Origin of the sequence: Rhizobium ruizarguesonis (genome assembly GCF_017357285.1) — a bacterium.
Classification (GTDB): Bacteria; Pseudomonadota; Alphaproteobacteria; order Rhizobiales; family Rhizobiaceae; genus Rhizobium; species Rhizobium ruizarguesonis.
Map to the genome: position 1 here is coordinate 1,010,741 of NZ_CP071678.1, position 16,303 is coordinate 1,027,043.

The following is a 16,303-nucleotide window of genomic DNA, read 5'->3' on the forward strand; positions in this document are numbered from 1 at the left end:
GCTTTTCCCGGAATGCTTCTGGCGCATGGCACCCATGCCGAGCCTGGCGGACATGCCGGGCTTTTTGCTATTTCCTTCCTGTCATAGACGTGTTACCAGCCCTCGCCAACTTCCAAGCAACCCATGCAGACCGCCGGGGCGGACGATTCGTTTCCGGACAGGGTCGCATTTTTATTAAACGAAGGAATTTGGCCATGGCACGCATCATTGAAACGGCAACCGGCGCAGACGCGCTTACCTTCGACGACGTACTGCTGCAGCCGGGACATTCCGAGGTCATGCCGGGCCAGACGAATATCTCCACCCGCATCGCCCGGGATTTCGAGCTCAACATCCCGATCATTTCATCAGCCATGGATACCGTCACCGAGAGCCGCCTGGCGATCGCCATGGCCCAGGCCGGCGGCCTCGGCGTCATTCATCGCAACCTGACACCGATCGAGCAGGCCGAGCAGGTCCGGCAAGTGAAGAAGTTTGAAAGCGGCATGGTCGTCAATCCGGTGACGATCGGCCCCGATGCGACGCTTGCCGATGCGCTCGGGCTCATGAAGTCCTACAGCATTTCCGGCATCCCCGTCGTGGAGAAGTCCGGCCGCCTCGTCGGTATCCTGACCAACCGCGACGTCCGCTTTGCTTCCGATCCGGAACAGAAGATCCACGAGCTGATGACCAAGGACAGTCTGGTCACGGTCAAGGAAAACGTCGATCAGCAGGAAGCCAAGCGCCTGCTGCATTCGCATCGCATCGAGAAGCTTCTGGTGGTCGATACCGAAGGCCGCTGTGTCGGCCTCATCACCGTCAAGGATATCGAGAAGTCGCAGCTGAACCCGAACGCTTCCAAGGATGCGCAGGGCAGGCTTCGTGCTGCTGCCGCCATCAGCGTCGGCGATGACGGCTTCGAGCGCGCCGAGCGTCTGATCGAGGCCGGCGTCGACCTGCTGGTCGTCGATACCGCCCATGGCCACTCGCAGCGCGTCCTCGATGCCGTCGCCCGCGTCAAGAAGCTTTCCAACTCGGTGCGCATCATGGCCGGCAACGTCGCCACCTATGACGGCACCAGGGCGCTGATCGATGCCGGTGCGGATGCCGTCAAGGTCGGCATCGGTCCGGGCTCGATCTGCACGACGCGCATCGTCGCCGGCGTCGGCGTGCCGCAGCTCGCCGCGATCATGTCGGCGGTTCAGGCCGCGAATGACCAGGACGTGCCCGTCATCGCCGATGGCGGCATCAAGTTCTCCGGCGATCTTGCCAAGGCGATCGCCGCCGGCGCTTCCGCCGTCATGATCGGCTCGCTGCTTGCCGGCACCGATGAGAGCCCGGGCGAGGTCTATCTCTACCAAGGTCGCTCCTTCAAGGCCTATCGCGGCATGGGCTCCGTCGGCGCCATGGCCCGCGGCTCGGCCGATCGTTACTTCCAGGCTGAGGTGCGCGACACTCTGAAGCTCGTGCCTGAGGGTATCGAAGGTCAGGTGCCGTACAAGGGCCCGGTCTCGGGCGTCATCCATCAGCTCGCCGGCGGTCTCAAGGCGGCCATGGGCTATGTCGGCGGCAAGGACCTCAAGGATTTCCAGGAACGGGCCACGTTCGTGCGCATCTCCGGCGCCGGTCTTCGCGAAAGCCACGCCCATGACGTGACGATCACCCGCGAGAGCCCGAACTATCCGGGCGCCGGCCTCTGATCATGAAGGCGGGCAGCGGGATTCCTCTGTGGGTCGTCGCGCTGCTCGCAGCCCTCTGCCTTGCCGTGCTCGCCTGGACAACCTTCGGCTTCGTCGTTCCCTTCAAGCACGAAACCGGCCAGGCGGTGCTCGATACCTATTTCGCCGGTTACGACGAGTCGGCGGTTTTCCACATGCAGAAGCTGCTCGATGAGAACGAGACGGCGACCAGGCTGCTGCGCGCCATGTATTTCGGGCCGGAGCTGATCTTTCCGGCCTTGCTGACGGCGCTGCTGTTCCTCGCCTTCCTCAAGCTCGGTCCCGGCGGCGCGTGGTTCGGCCAATCGGTGCATCCGGTCATTGGCAAGGCGGTCTACCTGCTGCCGTTCATTTACGGCATCGCCGACTACGGCGAGAACATCTCGAGCCTCATCGCCTTCGGCAACGGTGCGCCCTCAACTGTTGCAACGCAGCTGCTGCCGTGGATGACACGGCTGAAATTCGCAAGCCTCGCCATCTGCTTCATCCTCATCGCCCGGCTCGCCGTCATGCGCTGGCTCTCTTCGCGTGAACCCTGAAGCGGCGGTCAGCCCCTCCATCGCCAGGCCGGATTTGAAAGTCTTGCCACCATGAAATCGGAAAGGACCTCGACCTTCGCAGGTCGGCTCCGAGCAGAAGGGGTGACGAAATACAGTGCGCCGGCAGGCAGCGCCCAGCCGGAAAGGATTGGCTTCAGCCGGCCGTCGATGAGATAGTCATACGCGAGAAATTCCGGTAGTTCGATGATCCCGAGGCCGCGTAGCGCCATCGGTACCAAGGCTTGCGAATTGGTGGCCCTGAGGGCGCCACTTGGCACTATGACCTCCTCTTTGCCTTCACTATTACGCAAGCGCCAGACGTCTTGGCGCGGCCTGTAGGCGTATCCGAGGCAATGGTGCGCAGCTAGCTCGCGAGGGTGTTCCGGCGCGCCATGTCGAGCGATGTAAGCGGATGAAGCGAGAATGAAGCGATCAACCGGCGTGAGCCTGCGCGCTACCAATGACGAATCCGGCAGTACCGCAATTCGAAGCGCCGCATCAAAGCCGTCTCCCACGATATCGACGACGGCATCGCTCATATGCAGGTCGATGGAAATGTCCGGATAGAGCTCGAAAAAATCGGGCAGGGTCGGGGCCAGCCAGCGTGTGCCGAAGTCCATTGGCGCGGCAAGCCTGATGAGGCCCCTCGGTCGGGTAGCAAGCTCCCGGGCTGTGTTTTCTGCCGCCTCGGCCTCAGCATAGATCCGTGCGGCGCTGTCGATCAGTCGCAGGCCAAAATCCGTCAACGCGAGCTGCCGCGAAGTGCGGTTGAAAAGCCTTGCGCCCAGCCTCTGCTCAAGCCGGCTCACGGCACGCGAAACGGTCGGCACGGACACCCCAAGTGTTTGAGCAGCCCGCGCGAAAGAACGTTCTTCGGCGACTTTTGCAAACATCGCCAGGCCTTCGAAATCCGGAAATTTTGTCATGTCATTCCTGAAACGATAGCTTTCAATTCTTTCTATTTCGAAACGGTAGCTCCGTCCATATCTCAGCTTCAGTCGAACAATGGAGACGACAATGACACAAAGACTGGATGGAAAGATTGCGGTCATCACCGGCGCCACTTCTGGCATTGGTCTTGCAACAGCTAAGCGTTTCGTGGCTGAGGGCGCACGGCTATTCATTACCGGCCGTCGCAAGGCTGTTCTCGATGCAGCCATCGCTGAGATCGGCGGCGGGGTTGTCGGCATTCAGGCTGATTCGGCCAATCTTGCCGACCTCGATCAACTCTATGAGCGGGTGAAGGCAGAGGCCGGGCGAATTGACGTGCTCTTCGTCAACGCGGGCGGAGGATCCATGCTGCCCCTCGGCGAAATTACCGAAGAGCAGTATGACGATACTTTCGATCGGAATGTGAAGGGGGTTCTCTTTACGGTGCAGAAGGCCCTGCCACTGCTTGCCCGAGGATCATCGATCATATTGACGGGATCGACAGCAGGCTCGACCGGCACGCCCGCCTTCAGTGTTTATGCCGCATCGAAAGCTGCTTTGCGCAGCTTTGCGCGCAACTGGATCCTTGACGTGAAGGATCGCGGCATTCGGATCAACACGCTCAGTCCCGGTCCGACGGAGACGACTGGACTGGTCGAATTGGCGGGTAAGGACCCAGCCCAACAGCAGGGCTTGCTTGATTATCTTGCGGCACAGGTACCAATGGGCAGGGTCGGGCGTGCCGAGGAAGTTGCCGCCGCCGCACTCTTCCTTGCCTCGGATGATTCCAGCTTCGTCACTGGTGCCGAACTCTTCGCCGATGGCGGCAGCGCGCAGGTCTGATGAAACCGGGCGGCCCGCCATATTCTGATGGCGGGCGGCCGACGCTGGTATCCTTTTCTCCTTTCGGCTACTGCTCGCAACGAATGCGAAAGCGGAAAGGAAACGGCCATATGACCGGCTATCAAATCTTCTGGCCACTCCTCGCCCATGTGGCCCTGGTCTATGGTCTTTACGCGCTTCTTGGGCTTCGGCGCGCAAAAATGATCCGCGCCGGCACCATCGCGAAATCGGATTATCGCGAAAACCGCGGCGAGCCGGCCGAGAGCCTTGCCGTCAAGAACTGTCTCGCCAACCAGTTCGAACTGCCTGTGCTCTTCCATGTCTGCTGCATTCTTCTTTATATCACGGACTCCGATAATATCGTCACCGTCGGGCTTGCCTGGATCTTCGTTGCCCTGCGTTATGCTCACGCCGCTGTCCACGTCACCAGCAACGAATTGCGCTATCGCAGCCCGCTTTTTGCGGCAGGCTATGTCGTACTCGCTGCCATGTGGATCTGGCTCGCCGTTTGGATGGCAATGGGCTGACCCTGCGTCGATCGCAGCCAACAGGACTCCGAGCTCTATGTCCTCGATAATGCGAGGACTGTCTCTCTTCTCTGCGGGAGGATGACACAACCTGTCGAGGTCTTTTCGATGCTCCGTCAATCGCCGCGATATGCTGTGAGGGCTTGATTTCACAGGCTTTTGCCGACCGTTAAAATCCGAACGGTTCCATTTACGGCAGGTGAAGGCTTGCATGTCATACCCGCCCGACGCGCTGGTTGGCAGATTGCTCGGTCGCGAAAAAGATAAGAATGGGAACGACATGGGCGCGGAAAGCATGGATCGGATCGGCCTGCGCAGGAAGCCGAAGCAGGAGCGCAGCATCCAGAGGCTGGACCTCATTCTCGCCGCCGCCGCCAAGATCATCGCCGAAAAGGGCGTCAGCGCCATGCGGATGACGGAACTCGCCGCAGCCGCCAAAGTGCCGATCGGTTCGGTTTACCAGTATTTCCCGGAGAAGGCGGCGATCGTCAAAGCCCTGTTCGACCAGCACGCCTCGGCGATCCAGGCGAAGATGGCGGCGATGTTCACCGACGTACGGTCACTTGACCAGGCGCTCGACGTCGTCTGCGCCACCATCGACTGGTATTACGATTCCTACCACAACGATCCCGTCTATCTCGGCGTCTGGATGGGAACGGAGACCGATCAAGATCTGTTGCAGCTGAATATCGAACATAGCGGTCGCGTCGCCGGCATTTTCCATGACGCCGTGCGCCAGCTGGCTCCTGACCTTTGCGACGAAGAAATGTATGCGCGTACTTACCTGTTCAGCCACCTGATCGGCGCTGTCATCCGGCTTGCCGCCGTGAGCGAGGAGGCCTTAGCGCAGCGTATGCTTAATGAGTGGAAGCGCGTCATCCGCGCCTCCCTTTTCACCACGACCCTGCCGCGCGCCGCCTGAAAGCGACTACCAGCTTGGGACCATATTGGCCGCCTTCAGCCGCGGATAAAGGCGCGCCTGGGCGGATTTGACGTCCGCCTCGAGGCTGTCGTCGACGACAGCAGGCGTGATATTGTCAAGGCAGGCGGTGATGTGCGCCGTGATCGCGTTCATCAGCGAGAGCGAAACGCCCGGCCGCTTCATGATGCCGATCTGCACCGGCGGCAGCGCCGGAAAGCCGTCCGCCTGGCTCAGCACCTTCATGCCCGTCCGCAGCGCCGATTCCGGCATCACCGAAACCGCCATGCCGGCAAGCACGGCAGCGGCAACGACGGTGCAGGACCAGCTGGTGAACAGGATCTGGTGCTCGCGTCCCACCGCATCGAGTGCCGAGCAGGCGAGCTGGCGCCACTGGCAGTCGCGCCGGCCGACGGCAAGCGGCACCGGCGCGTCGTCGCGGATCGGATGGTTGGCCGAGCCCACCCAGCAGAGTGGCTCGGTTCTCACCACATCGGACATGCGCTCGCGCGGATTATGGGTGACGAGCGCGATGTCGAGCTCACCCTTATGCATGCGCTCGGCAAGATCCACCGAGGGCTCGCAGACGATATAGAGCTCGACATTCGGATGCGTCTTGGCGAAGCGGCCGATGATTTCGGGCATGTAGCGGTCGGCATAATCGTCCGGCGTGCCGATGCGCAGCGTCCCCTCCAGCCTGTTGTCGTCGAAGGCGGCGATCGCCTCATTGTTGAGGCGGATGATGCGCCGGGCATAGTTGAGCAGCTTTTCGCCCTCGACCGTCAGCCGGTTGCCGCGCCCGTCCTTGATGAACAACTGCTTGCCGATGCGCTCCTCGAGACGGCGCATCTGCATGGAGACGGCCGATTGGGTCTTGTAGACCCTGTCGGCCGCCTTGGTGAAGCTGCCGGAATCGACGATGGCGATGAAAGTCTGCAATTGGTCGAGATCAAGAGGCGCGGACATGTTTTCACCCATAAAGATAGCTGATGATAATCATTAGAAACATTCGTTGGACTGATCAATAGGTCTTTGGCATCTTCGGGATGCAAATCAAGCAATGTGAAGGACAGACACCCTGCCTGTCCGAGCCAATTCAGCCTTGCTCCTTCCCGTGCGACCTCGCGGGAGGGGTGGGTTGTTGCGCGCCTGAAAGAAATCGAAAGAAAGGAGAGTCCCATGCGGATGACAGACAGAACAATAGAACTCGACTGCGGCAAGCTCACCCCGACGTTTCCCCAGCGTCTGGCAGCAGGCCTCGCACCGTTGACCTCCCTCTTTCGCGGGTTCCGCAATCGAATGGATATCAACACGCTGCACGATCTGAGCGACGCTCAACTGAGGGATATCGGCCTTAGCAGGGCCGACCTGACCTCTGCGTTCCTGGCCTCGACCTTCTTCGAGGACCCGTCGGAACATCTGACGCGCTCGGCGCGCAATCGCTGGCGCCTGTCGCTCTTCCGTTCCTACGAAGAGTAGGAGCTCGAGTTTCCCCGCAGGGTGATAGCCAATAGCCCTGCCGCTTAACCCGGTGATCGGCTTTCCCAAGCCATCTCCGGGCTTTTTTATGCCTAGCGCATCGGTCCGAAAATCGGACTCGATTTTCGGACCGATGCGAGGATTGAAAGAGTTAGAGCGTCCTTTGTGCGTCCGAATGGACAACCTCCGGAAAGCTCACATCTAATGCGCCGCATTCGGGGTTATTCGCTCGTCTTGGACGAGGGCTTCGGCCGATAGGTTTCGAAGATCGCTTCCAGGTTCCTCTGGTAGTTCTTCTGCACTTCCAGTCCGCTGTCGAACATGGTGTTCAGCATCTCGGTATAGCTGTCGGCATTGACCTTCGCCTCTTCCTTCGGCGCCTCCGGCGTCTTGGCTGCCGGTTGCTGGCCAAGTGCGCCCATCATCTCCTGGAAGGCTTTGGCGAAGGGATTGTCGAGGAAGGGGTTTTGCGTCGGCGTCGATTCAGACTTCGGCACCGAAAACATCAACTGCATCGCCTGCGTGAAGGGGTTGTCGAAGATGCTGGGTTCCGGGGCCGTCTTCGGCTTCGGCGCGAAGCCAGTGCTTTCCAGCCATTTCTGGATGGTCTCGCCCATCGTCGTGTTGACGAAGGGGTTGACCGGTGAGGCCATCTGGCCGGTCGTCTGCTTGAAGAGCCCACCCATCAGCGTATCGGCCAGCACTGGCAACATCTGTTTGTAGATGTCCTGGCCGATGCCGGTCATCTGTGCGGCCTGGGCGGCGACCGCGCGCGAAACCTCCTTCGAGCCGAAGAGTTGGGCAAGGATGTTGTTGCCGTCGGAAATACCCTCCGGCGTGAAGGCCCGGCTCATATCTTCGAAATATCGGGCGTAGTTTCCGGAGGAGACCGCCTGCATCAGCCCGACGAAATCATAGGGATTGCTGGTGCTGCGTTTCAGCCCGGCGGAAAAGGCCGGCATCAGCGCCGCCATCGCCTTCGTCGCCTGTTCCTGCGCGAGGTTGAACTGCCGGGCGATCGCCTCCATCGCAGCGCCGTTCTGCGCCTGCATCATCATGTCGAAGAGTGGCAGCATGGAAGTCCCTTTCCCCGGGTCGTGACGCGTTGTAACGCCACTATAACCGGAAATGGCAATGCGCAAACGGCTTTTTGCCATAAGAACTTAGGGAGGAGTTTCGCTAAAGCATGTCTCGCAAAAGTGAGCAGCGGTTTTGCGATAAAGACACGCGGAAAAGCAAAGATCTAAAGCGCGGCAAGCGAATCTGAAAGATCGCGACACGCTTTAGATCGTTCGGCTACGGCTCCAGCGACAGGTCGCGTGGAGCACCATCTCGCCGGCCTTCACTTCCGCTGCTCGGAGACAGCCGAAAATAGGGGCTGTCAGAGCATTTCCATGAAAAGCGGAACCGCTCTAGCTCCGGCTCAGTACTGATAGTCCTCGAAGACCGGTTCCACGGAGCCGTGCCAGCGGCCGTGATAGAGCGACAGCAGATCCTCGGCGAGCGTCGCCTTCTTGGCGAGCACTTCTTCGAGCGGCGCCAGGAAGATGCTCTCGTCCTGGCCTTCCCGGTTGAGCCTGCCGCGCGCCTTGAGGCCGGCCCTTGATATGCCGACCACTTCGCGCGCCATCTCGAAGAGCGAATGTCCGCGAAATTGTGCCTTCAGCCCTTCGGCGGGAACGGCATTGCGCAGGGCGCTGATCTCGGCAAAGCTCCAATCCTTCGTTAACTCATCAGCGGCATCGAGTGCCGCATCGTCGTAGAGCAGGCCGACCCAGAAGGCCGGCAACGCACAGATGCGCCGCCACGGACCGCCGTCGGCGCCGCGCATTTCGAGGAAACGCTTCAGCCGCACGTCGGGGAAGAGTGTCGAAAGATGGTTCGTCCAGTCCCCCATCGTCGGCGCCGGATCGGCGACCTCGCCCTTCAATGCGCCGTTCATGAACTGGCGGAAGGTGACGTGGGTACAGTCGTGATAGCGGCCGTCGCGGACGATGAAATACATCGGCACGTCGAGCGCCCACTCGGCATAGTCGCGGAAACCGAAGTCGTCGCGGAAAGTGAAATCGAGCAGACCGGCGCGCCGGTTGTCGACATCGCGCCAGATATCGCCGCGCCAGGAGAGCAGCCCGTTCGGCTTGCCTTCGGTGAAGGGCGAGGATGCGAAAAGCGCGGTCGCCAGCGATTGCAGCTTCATCGAGACGCGCATCTTCTTGCGCATGTCGGCTTCCGAGGAGAAATCGAGGTTCACCTGGATCGTGCAGGTGCGGTACATCATGTCGAGACCCTTAGCTCCGACCTTCGGCATGTAGCGGGTCATGATCTCGTAGCGTGATTTCGGCATTTGCGGGGTTTCCGCATAGGTCCATTTCGGACTGCCGCCGATGCCGAGGAAGCGGATGCCCATCGGCTCGGCGATTTCGCGCAACGTCGCCAGATGCTGGTTCGATTCCTTGCAGGTCTCGTGGATCGTCTCCAGCGGTGCACCGGAGAGTTCGAACTGGCCGCCGGGCTCGATCGAGATCGCGCCCATGCCGTTCTGCTCGGCAAGCCCGATGATGTTGCCGCCATCGGTGATCGGCTCCCAGCCGCTTTTTTTCTGCAGGCCGGTCAAAAGGGCCGAAATGCTGGCATCGCCAAAATAGGGAACCGGGCTGTTGTCGGCGCGGAAGAAAGCGAATTTCTCGTGTTCGGTGCCGATCCGAAAGCGCTCCCGCGGCTTGTTGCCCGCGGCGATATAATCGGTCAGATCCTGGACCGAAGAGAGCGGTGTCTGGTCGGTAGTGTCGCGGGCCATGCGGGATACCTGTATTCAAAAAGGCGCCCAGGGGGCCGGGCAGTTGGAAGGGTGATTAGGACCCAAGCCACCCATGTTGCAAGTGAAATTGTTTCAATGACCTATCAAAAAAATAACAGCGATTTCCATGTCAACCCGTTTTCAACCTTAATTCCAGTCACCGATTGCGGCCTGGACCACCGCCAAGGCCGCAACTGCTGCTGTATCGGCCCGCAGGATGCGCGGTCCGAGCGGAATGGCGGTGACAAAATCGAGGCTTCGAAGCCGCGCGCGTTCTTCTTCCGAAAAGCCGCCTTCCGGCCCAACGAGCAGAGCGAGATGTCGTTCCCTGATCGCTGAGAGCACCGGCAGCGGGTTCTGCCCGGCATCGCCCTCGTCGCAATAGATGATGCGGCGCTCGGTTGGCCAGCGGTCGAGCAGGTCGAGAAGCCTCACCGGCTCGGCCACATCGGGGATGCCGAGAATGCCGCATTGCTCCGCCGCTTCGACGACATTGGCGCGCAGCTTGTCGAGATTGGTGATCTTGCCCTGAACGTGCTGGGTTATGACCGGCTGCAGCAGGCCGGCTCCCATTTCGACCGCCTTCTGCACGAGATAGTCCATGCGGCCGACCTTGAGCGGCGCAAAGAGATAATGCAGGTCGCAAGGCGGCGGTTGCGGTCTTGTCTCTTCGGTTGCCGTCAGCTGAATGCGTTTGCGTGTGGGGAAGGCGAGGCTCGCCTTCCACTCGCCGTCGCGGCCGTTGAAGAGCAGGATCTCCCCGCCTTCCTCCATCCTCAGCACATTGCCGAGATAGTTGAACTGGTCGGCATTCGCCTCCACGACGGCACCGCGCGTAAGCGTCGCGTCGACGAAAAGCCGTTGCATGCGGAAATTGGCGCGCATTAAAAAACTCGAGGTCGTGAAGCATGTCTCGCAAAACTGTGCAGCGGTCTTGCGATCATGACATGCTAGAAAATAAAGACCTAAAGCGCGGCACGCGGATCTGAAAGATCGCGAGGCGCTTTAGACGAAGAGCGCGAACATAACCCAATAAATCATTGCCGCAAGCGCAGCCGAAACCGGCACGGTGACGATCCATGCGGCGACGATCGTCATGAAATGCGAACGGCGCACGAGATAGCGCCGCCGTGTCTCGTGGATATTCGGCTCTTCCGGCTCGTCGATATCAAAGCTCTCGGCCTTGCGCCTTACATAGGCGATGCGGCGCTTCGAATGGCGTGTGTACCATTCGCGGAAGAATCCGACGCCGAAGACCGAACCGACGGCGATATGCGTGGTGCTGACCGGCAGGCCGAGCCAGGAGGCGACGATGACGGTGAAGGCGGTCGACAGCGCGACGCAATAGGCCCGCATCGGATTGAGCTTGGTAATTTCCTCGCCGACCAGGCGGATCAGGCGCGGGCCGAAGAGCAAAAGGCCGACGGAGATACCGAAGGCGCCGATCAGCATCACCCAGAGCGGCGGATGCCCGATGCCGCCGCCGCCACCGATGCCGACCGAATGGACAATCGCCGACAGCGGCCCGACCGCGTTCGAAACGTCGTTTGCGCCATGCGCGAAGGACAGCAGCGCCGCAGAGCCGATCAGCGGCAGCCGGAACAGCGTCCGCAGCGAGCTGTTGCGGTTTTCGAGAGCCCGCGCTTGGGCGACAACGAGCGGCCGGGCGGCAAGCCAGCCTACCAGCCCGATGCCGATCCCGATGAGGAGGACGGTCGGCGGCGGGAACCTGCCCGCGGGCGAGAGCTGCAGCATCATATAGGCCATGAAGCCGCCGGCCATCACCGCGACCAGCACCGGCACCCAGCGTTGGGCCGCCGCGACCTTGTCCTCGCGGTAGATGATCAGGGTCTTGACGAGATAAAGCAGCCCGGCGGCGATCAGCCCGCCGATCAGCGGCGAGGTGATCCAGCTCGAGGTGATCTCCAGCATCACCCGCCAGTTCACCGGCTCCGGTCCGACGGCTGAGATGCCGGCGCCGATAACCGCGCCGACGATCGCATGGGTGGTGGAAACCGGCGCGTTCATCCAGGTTGCGAGGTTGATCCAGAGAGCTGCGGCCATCAGCGCCGCCATCATGATCCAGCCGAGCAGCGCCGGTGGTACCTGGACGGCGTCGACGATGTTTGCGGAAATCGTCTTGACGACCTCGCCGCCGCCGACCGTGGCGCCAAGAACTTCGAAAATCGCAGCGATGACCAGTGCCTGGCCCATCGTCATGGCGCGCGCACCGACGGCGGCACCGACATTGTTGGTCACGTCATTGGCGCCGACGTTCAGCGCCATGTAGCCGGCAAGGGCTGCCGCCGCCACGACGAGTACTGCTCCCGGTCGGTCGAACACATAGACACCGGCAAAGAGCATGGCCAGACCGACGAAGATCAGCCCGAGTCCAGGCGTCACCAGCCGCCGCAAAACATGCTTCGCCACGTCCTCGGCATGGGTGATCTTGTCGAGGTCCTTGTCGAGCGTACGTTTTGTGAGGACTGCGGGACGTGGCGGCATTCTTGTTCCTGAGGATGAATCTGCTTCTACGCTGCTTTCCTAGCAGTGCAAGATGGCAGGATTCATTCCGCCGGAATTTGTTTCACTTCTGGAATTTGCTTCGCCGCCTTGGCCGAAAGCCTCTCGCCCATCCTTTGCTTGAAGGCGAGGAAAAGGTGGCGGAGCTCCGGTTCACGCACGCGCCCGGCCGCTTCGTCGAATGAAACCCATTCGATCCGGCGCTCGCCTTTTTCCTTGAAGTTCTTCGCCATGTCGGTGGCTTCGAGCGCATAGACCTGCACTTTGCAGATCACTTGCACCCCGTCGCGCAGCACCTTCGAATAGGTGTAGGCGCCAAGCGTTTCCGTTTCGACGACGCCGCGGACCCCGGCTTCCTCGAAGGCTTCCTGCATCGCGACCTCATGGGCGCGTTTTCCAGTCATCGGCCAGCCCTTGGGAATGACCCAGCGGCCGGTGTCGCGGCTCGTCATCAACAGCACCTCGACCTCACCGCTCTTCTTCTTCACCCGATAGCAGAGCGCACCATATTGCTGTCGCGGCGGACGCCGGAACATCAGCTGCACATCGGAAGCCAGTCGGGCGAAAAGAGTCAATGGTCGGGTCACCTTCGCAGTCGTCGTTAGGAATCACTCATATACGTATATCACGGAAAGCTTACGCAATTCAAAAGGCGCAGTATGACTCGAGACGCGATCTGATCGCCGTTCATAGGGGAAATCGAGGTGGGACAGGTTCGGAAAATCCGTCACACCCTGTCTCGAATGCGTCACATTGCACAGCTGTACAACATGGCGTGATCTTGCCTTTCGTTCAATGGCGAGATCTAGTGATCCACTATGATCTTGTGAATGTCGTCCCCATGCGTCTTCCACCGCTCAATGCCGTCCGCGCCTTCGAGGCCGTCTGCCGTCACGGCAGCATTCTGAAGGCTGCCGAAGAGCTGAATGTGGTGCGCGGCGCCGTACGCCAGCAGATCGCCACGCTGGAGAATCACTTCGGCCGCAAGCTCTTCACGCGTGACGGCCGCAGGCTGGTCCCGACCCCGCAGGCCAGCGCTTTCGCCGAGGCTTCGAGCGCGGCTTTCGACATTCTGCTGCGCGCCGCTTCGGAACTCGAAGGCGTCGTGCCGGGCCGCATCCGCCTTGGCGTGCCCTCCGCCTTCGCGGTCTGGTGGCTGATGCCGCGCGTGGCAGGCATGCAGGCGAGCCTCGGCGATACCGTCGACATCGTGCCGATGACCGTGGTCGAGCCGCTGCAGATGCACCCCGAATTGGACGCTGTGATCATGGGCGGCGAATATCGGCCGGCCGCAGGCATCACCGCCCTGCGATTCATGGCGGACGAGTTCGGGCCGGTCACCACCCCGGCGCTTGCCGCGGCACTATCCAAGGACCCAGCGGCGATGGGCGCGCTGACGATGCTCGCCAGCCGCAGCGTTCCGAAGCTCTGGGACGAATGGTTTGCCGAAAGCGGCACGCCGCCGGTCGTCTTTTCCCGCGCCCAGGAATTCGAGGATCTGCTGCTGGCGCTGGGTGCCGCCCGCTCCGGGCTTGGCATCGCACTTGCCCCGCGCGCGTCGATCGAAGACGATCTTCAGCGCGGGCATCTGGTCGCGCCCTACGGTTTCATCTCCCGGCCGTCGGGTTACAGCCTCTGTTGCCGTACGCCGGATGCGAAACGGCCAGCCTTTGCGGCCTTGTCCGGCTGGCTGCTTCGTTGCGGGACACCGGCCTGAAAGGGTAGTTTTTCTCCCCCTTTCGCCAGAATTACTTCCATATTCGCAGCCTCATTGCTGCGCTAAAGCAATTCCAGCAAAAGTGTGCAGCGGTTTTGCGTCCGGAATTGCGCAAACTCTAGAAACGGCATCAACGCCGGCAACAGGGAAGATATGATGGAAAAGACCGCAATGCGCATCGACTGGATCGGCAACAGCTGCCGGCTGCTCAAGGCAACGGCCGCCGAATTCGAGCGGGCGCGTCCCTTCGAAGGTCTGTCGATCGGCACGGGCATTCATCTCGAGCCGAAGACGGTGGCGCTGCTGATGACGCTTCGCGCCGGCGGCGCGCGTCTCGTCTGCACCGGCAATCTCAACAGCACCCAACCTTCGACGGTCGAATTCCTGCGTTCCCAAGGCATCACGGTCTTCGCGACGCAGACGACCGATCCCGCCGCGCACCATCAGAGCCTCGAAGCGGTCATCGCGGAAAAGCCGGATCTGCTGCTCGATAATGGCGGCGATCTCTTCGCCATTGCGGCGGAAAAGCCCTACGCCAATCTCCGCGGCGGCACCGAGGAAACCACCTCTGGCCGCACCCGCCTGCTGCCGCTGCGCGAGCGGCTGAACATGCCGATCCTCGTCATCAACGACAGCCCGATCAAGCAGTTCGCCGAAAACAGGCATGCCGTCGGCCAGAGCCTGTTTGAAAGCTACCTGCGCTTCAGCAACCGCTCCACCAACGGCAAGCGCGTGACGGTCTTCGGCTACGGCGCCTGCGGCAAGGGCACGGCTGCCTGTTTCCGCAATGCCTTTTCCACCGTCAGCGTCGTCGATATCGATCCGGTGACGACGCTCGAAGCTCATCTCGATGGTTTCGTCACGCCGCTGCGCGACGCAGCGATCCGCTCGGCCGATATCATCGTCACCGTCACGGGTTTTGCCGGTATCGTGACGGCGGCCGACCTGCCGCTCGTCAAGGACGGCGCGATCCTGATGAATGGTGGCCATTTCCCGCATGAGATCGATGTCGAAGCCTTCCGCCGCCACCCCGATGTTATCGGCATCGACCGCTATGAGGCCGATCAGATCGAGACCTTCCATCTGAGCGACGGCCGTTTCTTTCATGTGCTCGGCGGCGGCCACATGGCCAATCTCGCCGGACCGCGGCCGCTCGGCAATACGGTCGAATCGATGGATCTCGGCTTCACCCTTCAGGCCCGCTGCCTGGAACGCATCGCCAGGGGTGAGGCGGATCCCCATTCCTGCATCGTGCCTGTGCCCCGTGATATCGATGCGATGGTGGCAAACGCCTACCTCGATCTGGCGCGCTGATTCCGCCGACGGATTAGATCAGTCGATCTCGACGACGAGCTTCCCGTCCGCCTGCCGGTCTTCGATCAGCCGATGCGCCTCATCGGTATCGGCAAAGGTGAAGCAGTGCGGGTCGAGCTTCGGCATCACCTTGCCGGCTTCGACGAGCTTCGTCATCTCCCGCATGATCTCACCATGATGGGCGCGTCCCTCGCCGGTCAGAAGCGGCAGCAGCGTAAAGACGCCGGAATAGGTGGCCGCCTTGAAGGAGAGCGGCGCCAGCGCGTGGCTTCCCCAGCCGAGGCAGCTCACGACACGGCCGAACCGGGCGACGGCTCGGAATGCCGTATCGAGCCCCTGGCCGCCGATCGTATCGTAGACCAGATCGAAACCCCTGCTGGCGGTATGTCTTGCGACGTAGGTTTCAACCGTTTCCGCATCACGATCGATCGGCGTTGCGCCAAGGCCGGCGAGATAGTCCGCTTTTGAAGCGCTGTCGACGACATAAACCTCGGCTCCCACAGCCTTGGCGATCTGCGCGACGATATGGCCGACACCGCCGCCGCCGAGCACGAGAACCTTCTGGCCGGCCTTGACCCCGGCGCGGTCGACTAGCCCTTCCCAGGCGGTGATCGAGATCAGCGGCAGGGCGGCGGCCTCGCGCATCGACAGATTCTGCGGCTTTGGCGCCAGCAGTGCGGCGTCGACAGCTGCAAATTCGGCAAGCGATCCCTGAATGCCGCCGACCCCGCCGGTCATGCCGTAGACCGCGTCGCCCTGGCGGAAACCGCTGACGCCAGCCCCGATCTCTTCGACGATGCCGGCCATATCGATGCCGACAATGGCGGGAAGCGGATGGCGGGCATGGGCCGCATTGCCGGCCCGGATCTTGAGGTCGAGCGGATTGACGCCGCTTGCCTTGATGCGCACCAGAACCTGGCCTTCGCCGGGCATCGGTTTTGCAATGTCGGCGATGCGCAATGGCGAATTCGGCGCTTCCGCCAGCAACGCTTTCATTGTTGATGGTGCAGACATGGAA

General features: G+C 61.4%; 16 protein-coding genes. 8 read left to right on the top strand and 8 right to left on the bottom strand.

Features of this window, described 5'->3' with window-relative positions:
- The first annotated feature begins 194 nt into the window (after positions 1 to 194).
- Together guaB and J3P73_RS04880 are read left to right on the top strand one after the other, a co-directional pair.
- Positions 195 to 1,679, top strand: coding sequence for an IMP dehydrogenase (gene guaB / locus J3P73_RS04875; protein WP_018483310.1), 1,485 nt, complete (start codon positions 195 to 197; stop codon positions 1,677 to 1,679).
- 2 nt (positions 1,680 to 1,681) lie between these two features.
- Positions 1,682 to 2,236 (top strand): hypothetical protein, encoded by a 555-nt coding sequence (locus J3P73_RS04880; RefSeq protein ID WP_130697684.1) that lies wholly within the window; start codon positions 1,682 to 1,684, stop codon positions 2,234 to 2,236.
- A gap of 8 nt (positions 2,237 to 2,244) precedes the next feature.
- Here the strand turns inward: J3P73_RS04880 and J3P73_RS04885 are convergent, their stop codons facing one another.
- Positions 2,245 to 3,162, bottom strand: coding sequence for a LysR family transcriptional regulator (locus J3P73_RS04885; RefSeq protein WP_130698061.1), 918 nt, complete (start codon positions 3,160 to 3,162; stop codon positions 2,245 to 2,247).
- A 91-nt stretch (positions 3,163 to 3,253) separates the two neighbouring features.
- Between J3P73_RS04885 and J3P73_RS04890 the strand changes: the two genes are divergently transcribed.
- From J3P73_RS04890 to J3P73_RS04900, 3 genes are all read left to right on the top strand, one after another.
- Positions 3,254 to 4,009: an SDR family oxidoreductase gene (locus J3P73_RS04890; RefSeq protein WP_130697685.1), complete on the top strand. Its 756-nt coding sequence runs from the start codon at positions 3,254 to 3,256 to the stop codon at positions 4,007 to 4,009.
- 110 nt (positions 4,010 to 4,119) lie between these two features.
- The gene (locus J3P73_RS04895; RefSeq protein ID WP_018497460.1) at positions 4,120 to 4,536 is read left to right on the top strand and encodes an MAPEG family protein; all 417 of its coding nucleotides are present in this window, start codon (positions 4,120 to 4,122) and stop codon (positions 4,534 to 4,536) included.
- 280 nt (positions 4,537 to 4,816) lie between these two features.
- Positions 4,817 to 5,458, top strand: coding sequence for a TetR/AcrR family transcriptional regulator (locus J3P73_RS04900; protein WP_018497461.1), 642 nt, complete (start codon positions 4,817 to 4,819; stop codon positions 5,456 to 5,458).
- A 6-nt stretch (positions 5,459 to 5,464) separates the two neighbouring features.
- On the opposite strand, the gene J3P73_RS04905 is transcribed toward J3P73_RS04900, so the two are convergent.
- Positions 5,465 to 6,421 carry a LysR substrate-binding domain-containing protein gene (locus J3P73_RS04905; protein ID WP_032982826.1) on the bottom strand — a complete coding sequence of 319 codons (957 nt, stop codon included), beginning with the start codon at positions 6,419 to 6,421 and terminating at the stop codon, positions 5,465 to 5,467.
- 213 nt (positions 6,422 to 6,634) lie between these two features.
- Between J3P73_RS04905 and J3P73_RS04910 the strand changes: the two genes are divergently transcribed.
- Positions 6,635 to 6,934: a DUF1127 domain-containing protein gene (locus J3P73_RS04910; protein ID WP_018483304.1), complete on the top strand. Its 300-nt coding sequence runs from the start codon at positions 6,635 to 6,637 to the stop codon at positions 6,932 to 6,934.
- Positions 6,935 to 7,155: 221 nt separating this feature from the next.
- On the opposite strand, the gene J3P73_RS04915 is transcribed toward J3P73_RS04910, so the two are convergent.
- The 5 genes from J3P73_RS04915 to J3P73_RS04935 all read right to left on the bottom strand — a co-directional run bounded on the left by J3P73_RS04915 (position 7,156) and on the right by J3P73_RS04935 (position 12,829).
- Entirely contained in the window at positions 7,156 to 8,010 is an 855-nt protein-coding gene (locus tag J3P73_RS04915; RefSeq protein WP_130716866.1) for a DUF937 domain-containing protein, read from the bottom strand.
- Between the two features lie 347 nt (positions 8,011 to 8,357).
- The gene (locus tag J3P73_RS04920) at positions 8,358 to 9,731 is read right to left on the bottom strand and encodes a glutamate--cysteine ligase (protein ID WP_130699558.1); all 1,374 of its coding nucleotides are present in this window, start codon (positions 9,729 to 9,731) and stop codon (positions 8,358 to 8,360) included.
- A 147-nt stretch (positions 9,732 to 9,878) separates the two neighbouring features.
- Positions 9,879 to 10,616, bottom strand: coding sequence for a 16S rRNA (uracil(1498)-N(3))-methyltransferase (locus J3P73_RS04925; RefSeq protein WP_130771139.1), 738 nt, complete (start codon positions 10,614 to 10,616; stop codon positions 9,879 to 9,881).
- 120 nt (positions 10,617 to 10,736) lie between these two features.
- Entirely contained in the window at positions 10,737 to 12,236 is a 1,500-nt protein-coding gene (locus J3P73_RS04930; protein WP_130716868.1) for an inorganic phosphate transporter, read from the bottom strand.
- Between the two features lie 62 nt (positions 12,237 to 12,298).
- Positions 12,299 to 12,829, bottom strand: coding sequence for an NUDIX hydrolase (locus J3P73_RS04935; RefSeq protein WP_130699561.1), 531 nt, complete (start codon positions 12,827 to 12,829; stop codon positions 12,299 to 12,301).
- 233 nt (positions 12,830 to 13,062) lie between these two features.
- On the opposite strand from J3P73_RS04935, the gene J3P73_RS04940 reads away from it, so the two are divergent.
- Entirely contained in the window at positions 13,063 to 13,971 is a 909-nt protein-coding gene (locus J3P73_RS04940) for a LysR substrate-binding domain-containing protein (protein WP_130699562.1), read from the top strand.
- 156 nt (positions 13,972 to 14,127) lie between these two features.
- Positions 14,128 to 15,285, top strand: coding sequence for an adenosylhomocysteinase (locus J3P73_RS04945; protein WP_018483297.1), 1,158 nt, complete (start codon positions 14,128 to 14,130; stop codon positions 15,283 to 15,285).
- An 18-nt stretch (positions 15,286 to 15,303) separates the two neighbouring features.
- Here the strand turns inward: J3P73_RS04945 and J3P73_RS04950 are convergent, their stop codons facing one another.
- Positions 15,304 to 16,299, bottom strand: coding sequence for a zinc-dependent alcohol dehydrogenase family protein (locus J3P73_RS04950; protein WP_130716870.1), 996 nt, complete (start codon positions 16,297 to 16,299; stop codon positions 15,304 to 15,306).
- Positions 16,300 to 16,303: the final 4 nt, after the last annotated feature.

Bases quoted from the DNA above. Each gene is read 5' to 3' on its own strand.
- guaB (WP_018483310.1), top strand. From the start codon at position 195: ATGGCACGCATCATTGAAACGGCAACCGGCGCAGACGCGCTTACCTTC.
- J3P73_RS04880 (WP_130697684.1), top strand. From the start codon at position 1,682: ATGAAGGCGGGCAGCGGGATTCCTCTGTGGGTCGTCGCGCTGCTCGCA.
- J3P73_RS04885 (WP_130698061.1), bottom strand. From the start codon at position 3,162: ATGACAAAATTTCCGGATTTCGAAGGCCTGGCGATGTTTGCAAAAGTC.
- J3P73_RS04890 (WP_130697685.1), top strand. From the start codon at position 3,254: ATGACACAAAGACTGGATGGAAAGATTGCGGTCATCACCGGCGCCACT.
- J3P73_RS04895 (WP_018497460.1), top strand. From the start codon at position 4,120: ATGACCGGCTATCAAATCTTCTGGCCACTCCTCGCCCATGTGGCCCTG.
- J3P73_RS04900 (WP_018497461.1), top strand. From the start codon at position 4,817: ATGGGCGCGGAAAGCATGGATCGGATCGGCCTGCGCAGGAAGCCGAAG.
- J3P73_RS04905 (WP_032982826.1), bottom strand. From the start codon at position 6,421: ATGTCCGCGCCTCTTGATCTCGACCAATTGCAGACTTTCATCGCCATC.
- J3P73_RS04910 (WP_018483304.1), top strand. From the start codon at position 6,635: ATGCGGATGACAGACAGAACAATAGAACTCGACTGCGGCAAGCTCACC.
- J3P73_RS04915 (WP_130716866.1), bottom strand. From the start codon at position 8,010: ATGCTGCCACTCTTCGACATGATGATGCAGGCGCAGAACGGCGCTGCG.
- J3P73_RS04920 (WP_130699558.1), bottom strand. From the start codon at position 9,731: ATGGCCCGCGACACTACCGACCAGACACCGCTCTCTTCGGTCCAGGAT.
- J3P73_RS04925 (WP_130771139.1), bottom strand. From the start codon at position 10,616: ATGCGCGCCAATTTCCGCATGCAACGGCTTTTCGTCGACGCGACGCTT.
- J3P73_RS04930 (WP_130716868.1), bottom strand. From the start codon at position 12,236: ATGCCGCCACGTCCCGCAGTCCTCACAAAACGTACGCTCGACAAGGAC.
- J3P73_RS04945 (WP_018483297.1), top strand. From the start codon at position 14,128: ATGGAAAAGACCGCAATGCGCATCGACTGGATCGGCAACAGCTGCCGG.
- J3P73_RS04950 (WP_130716870.1), bottom strand. From the start codon at position 16,299: ATGTCTGCACCATCAACAATGAAAGCGTTGCTGGCGGAAGCGCCGAAT.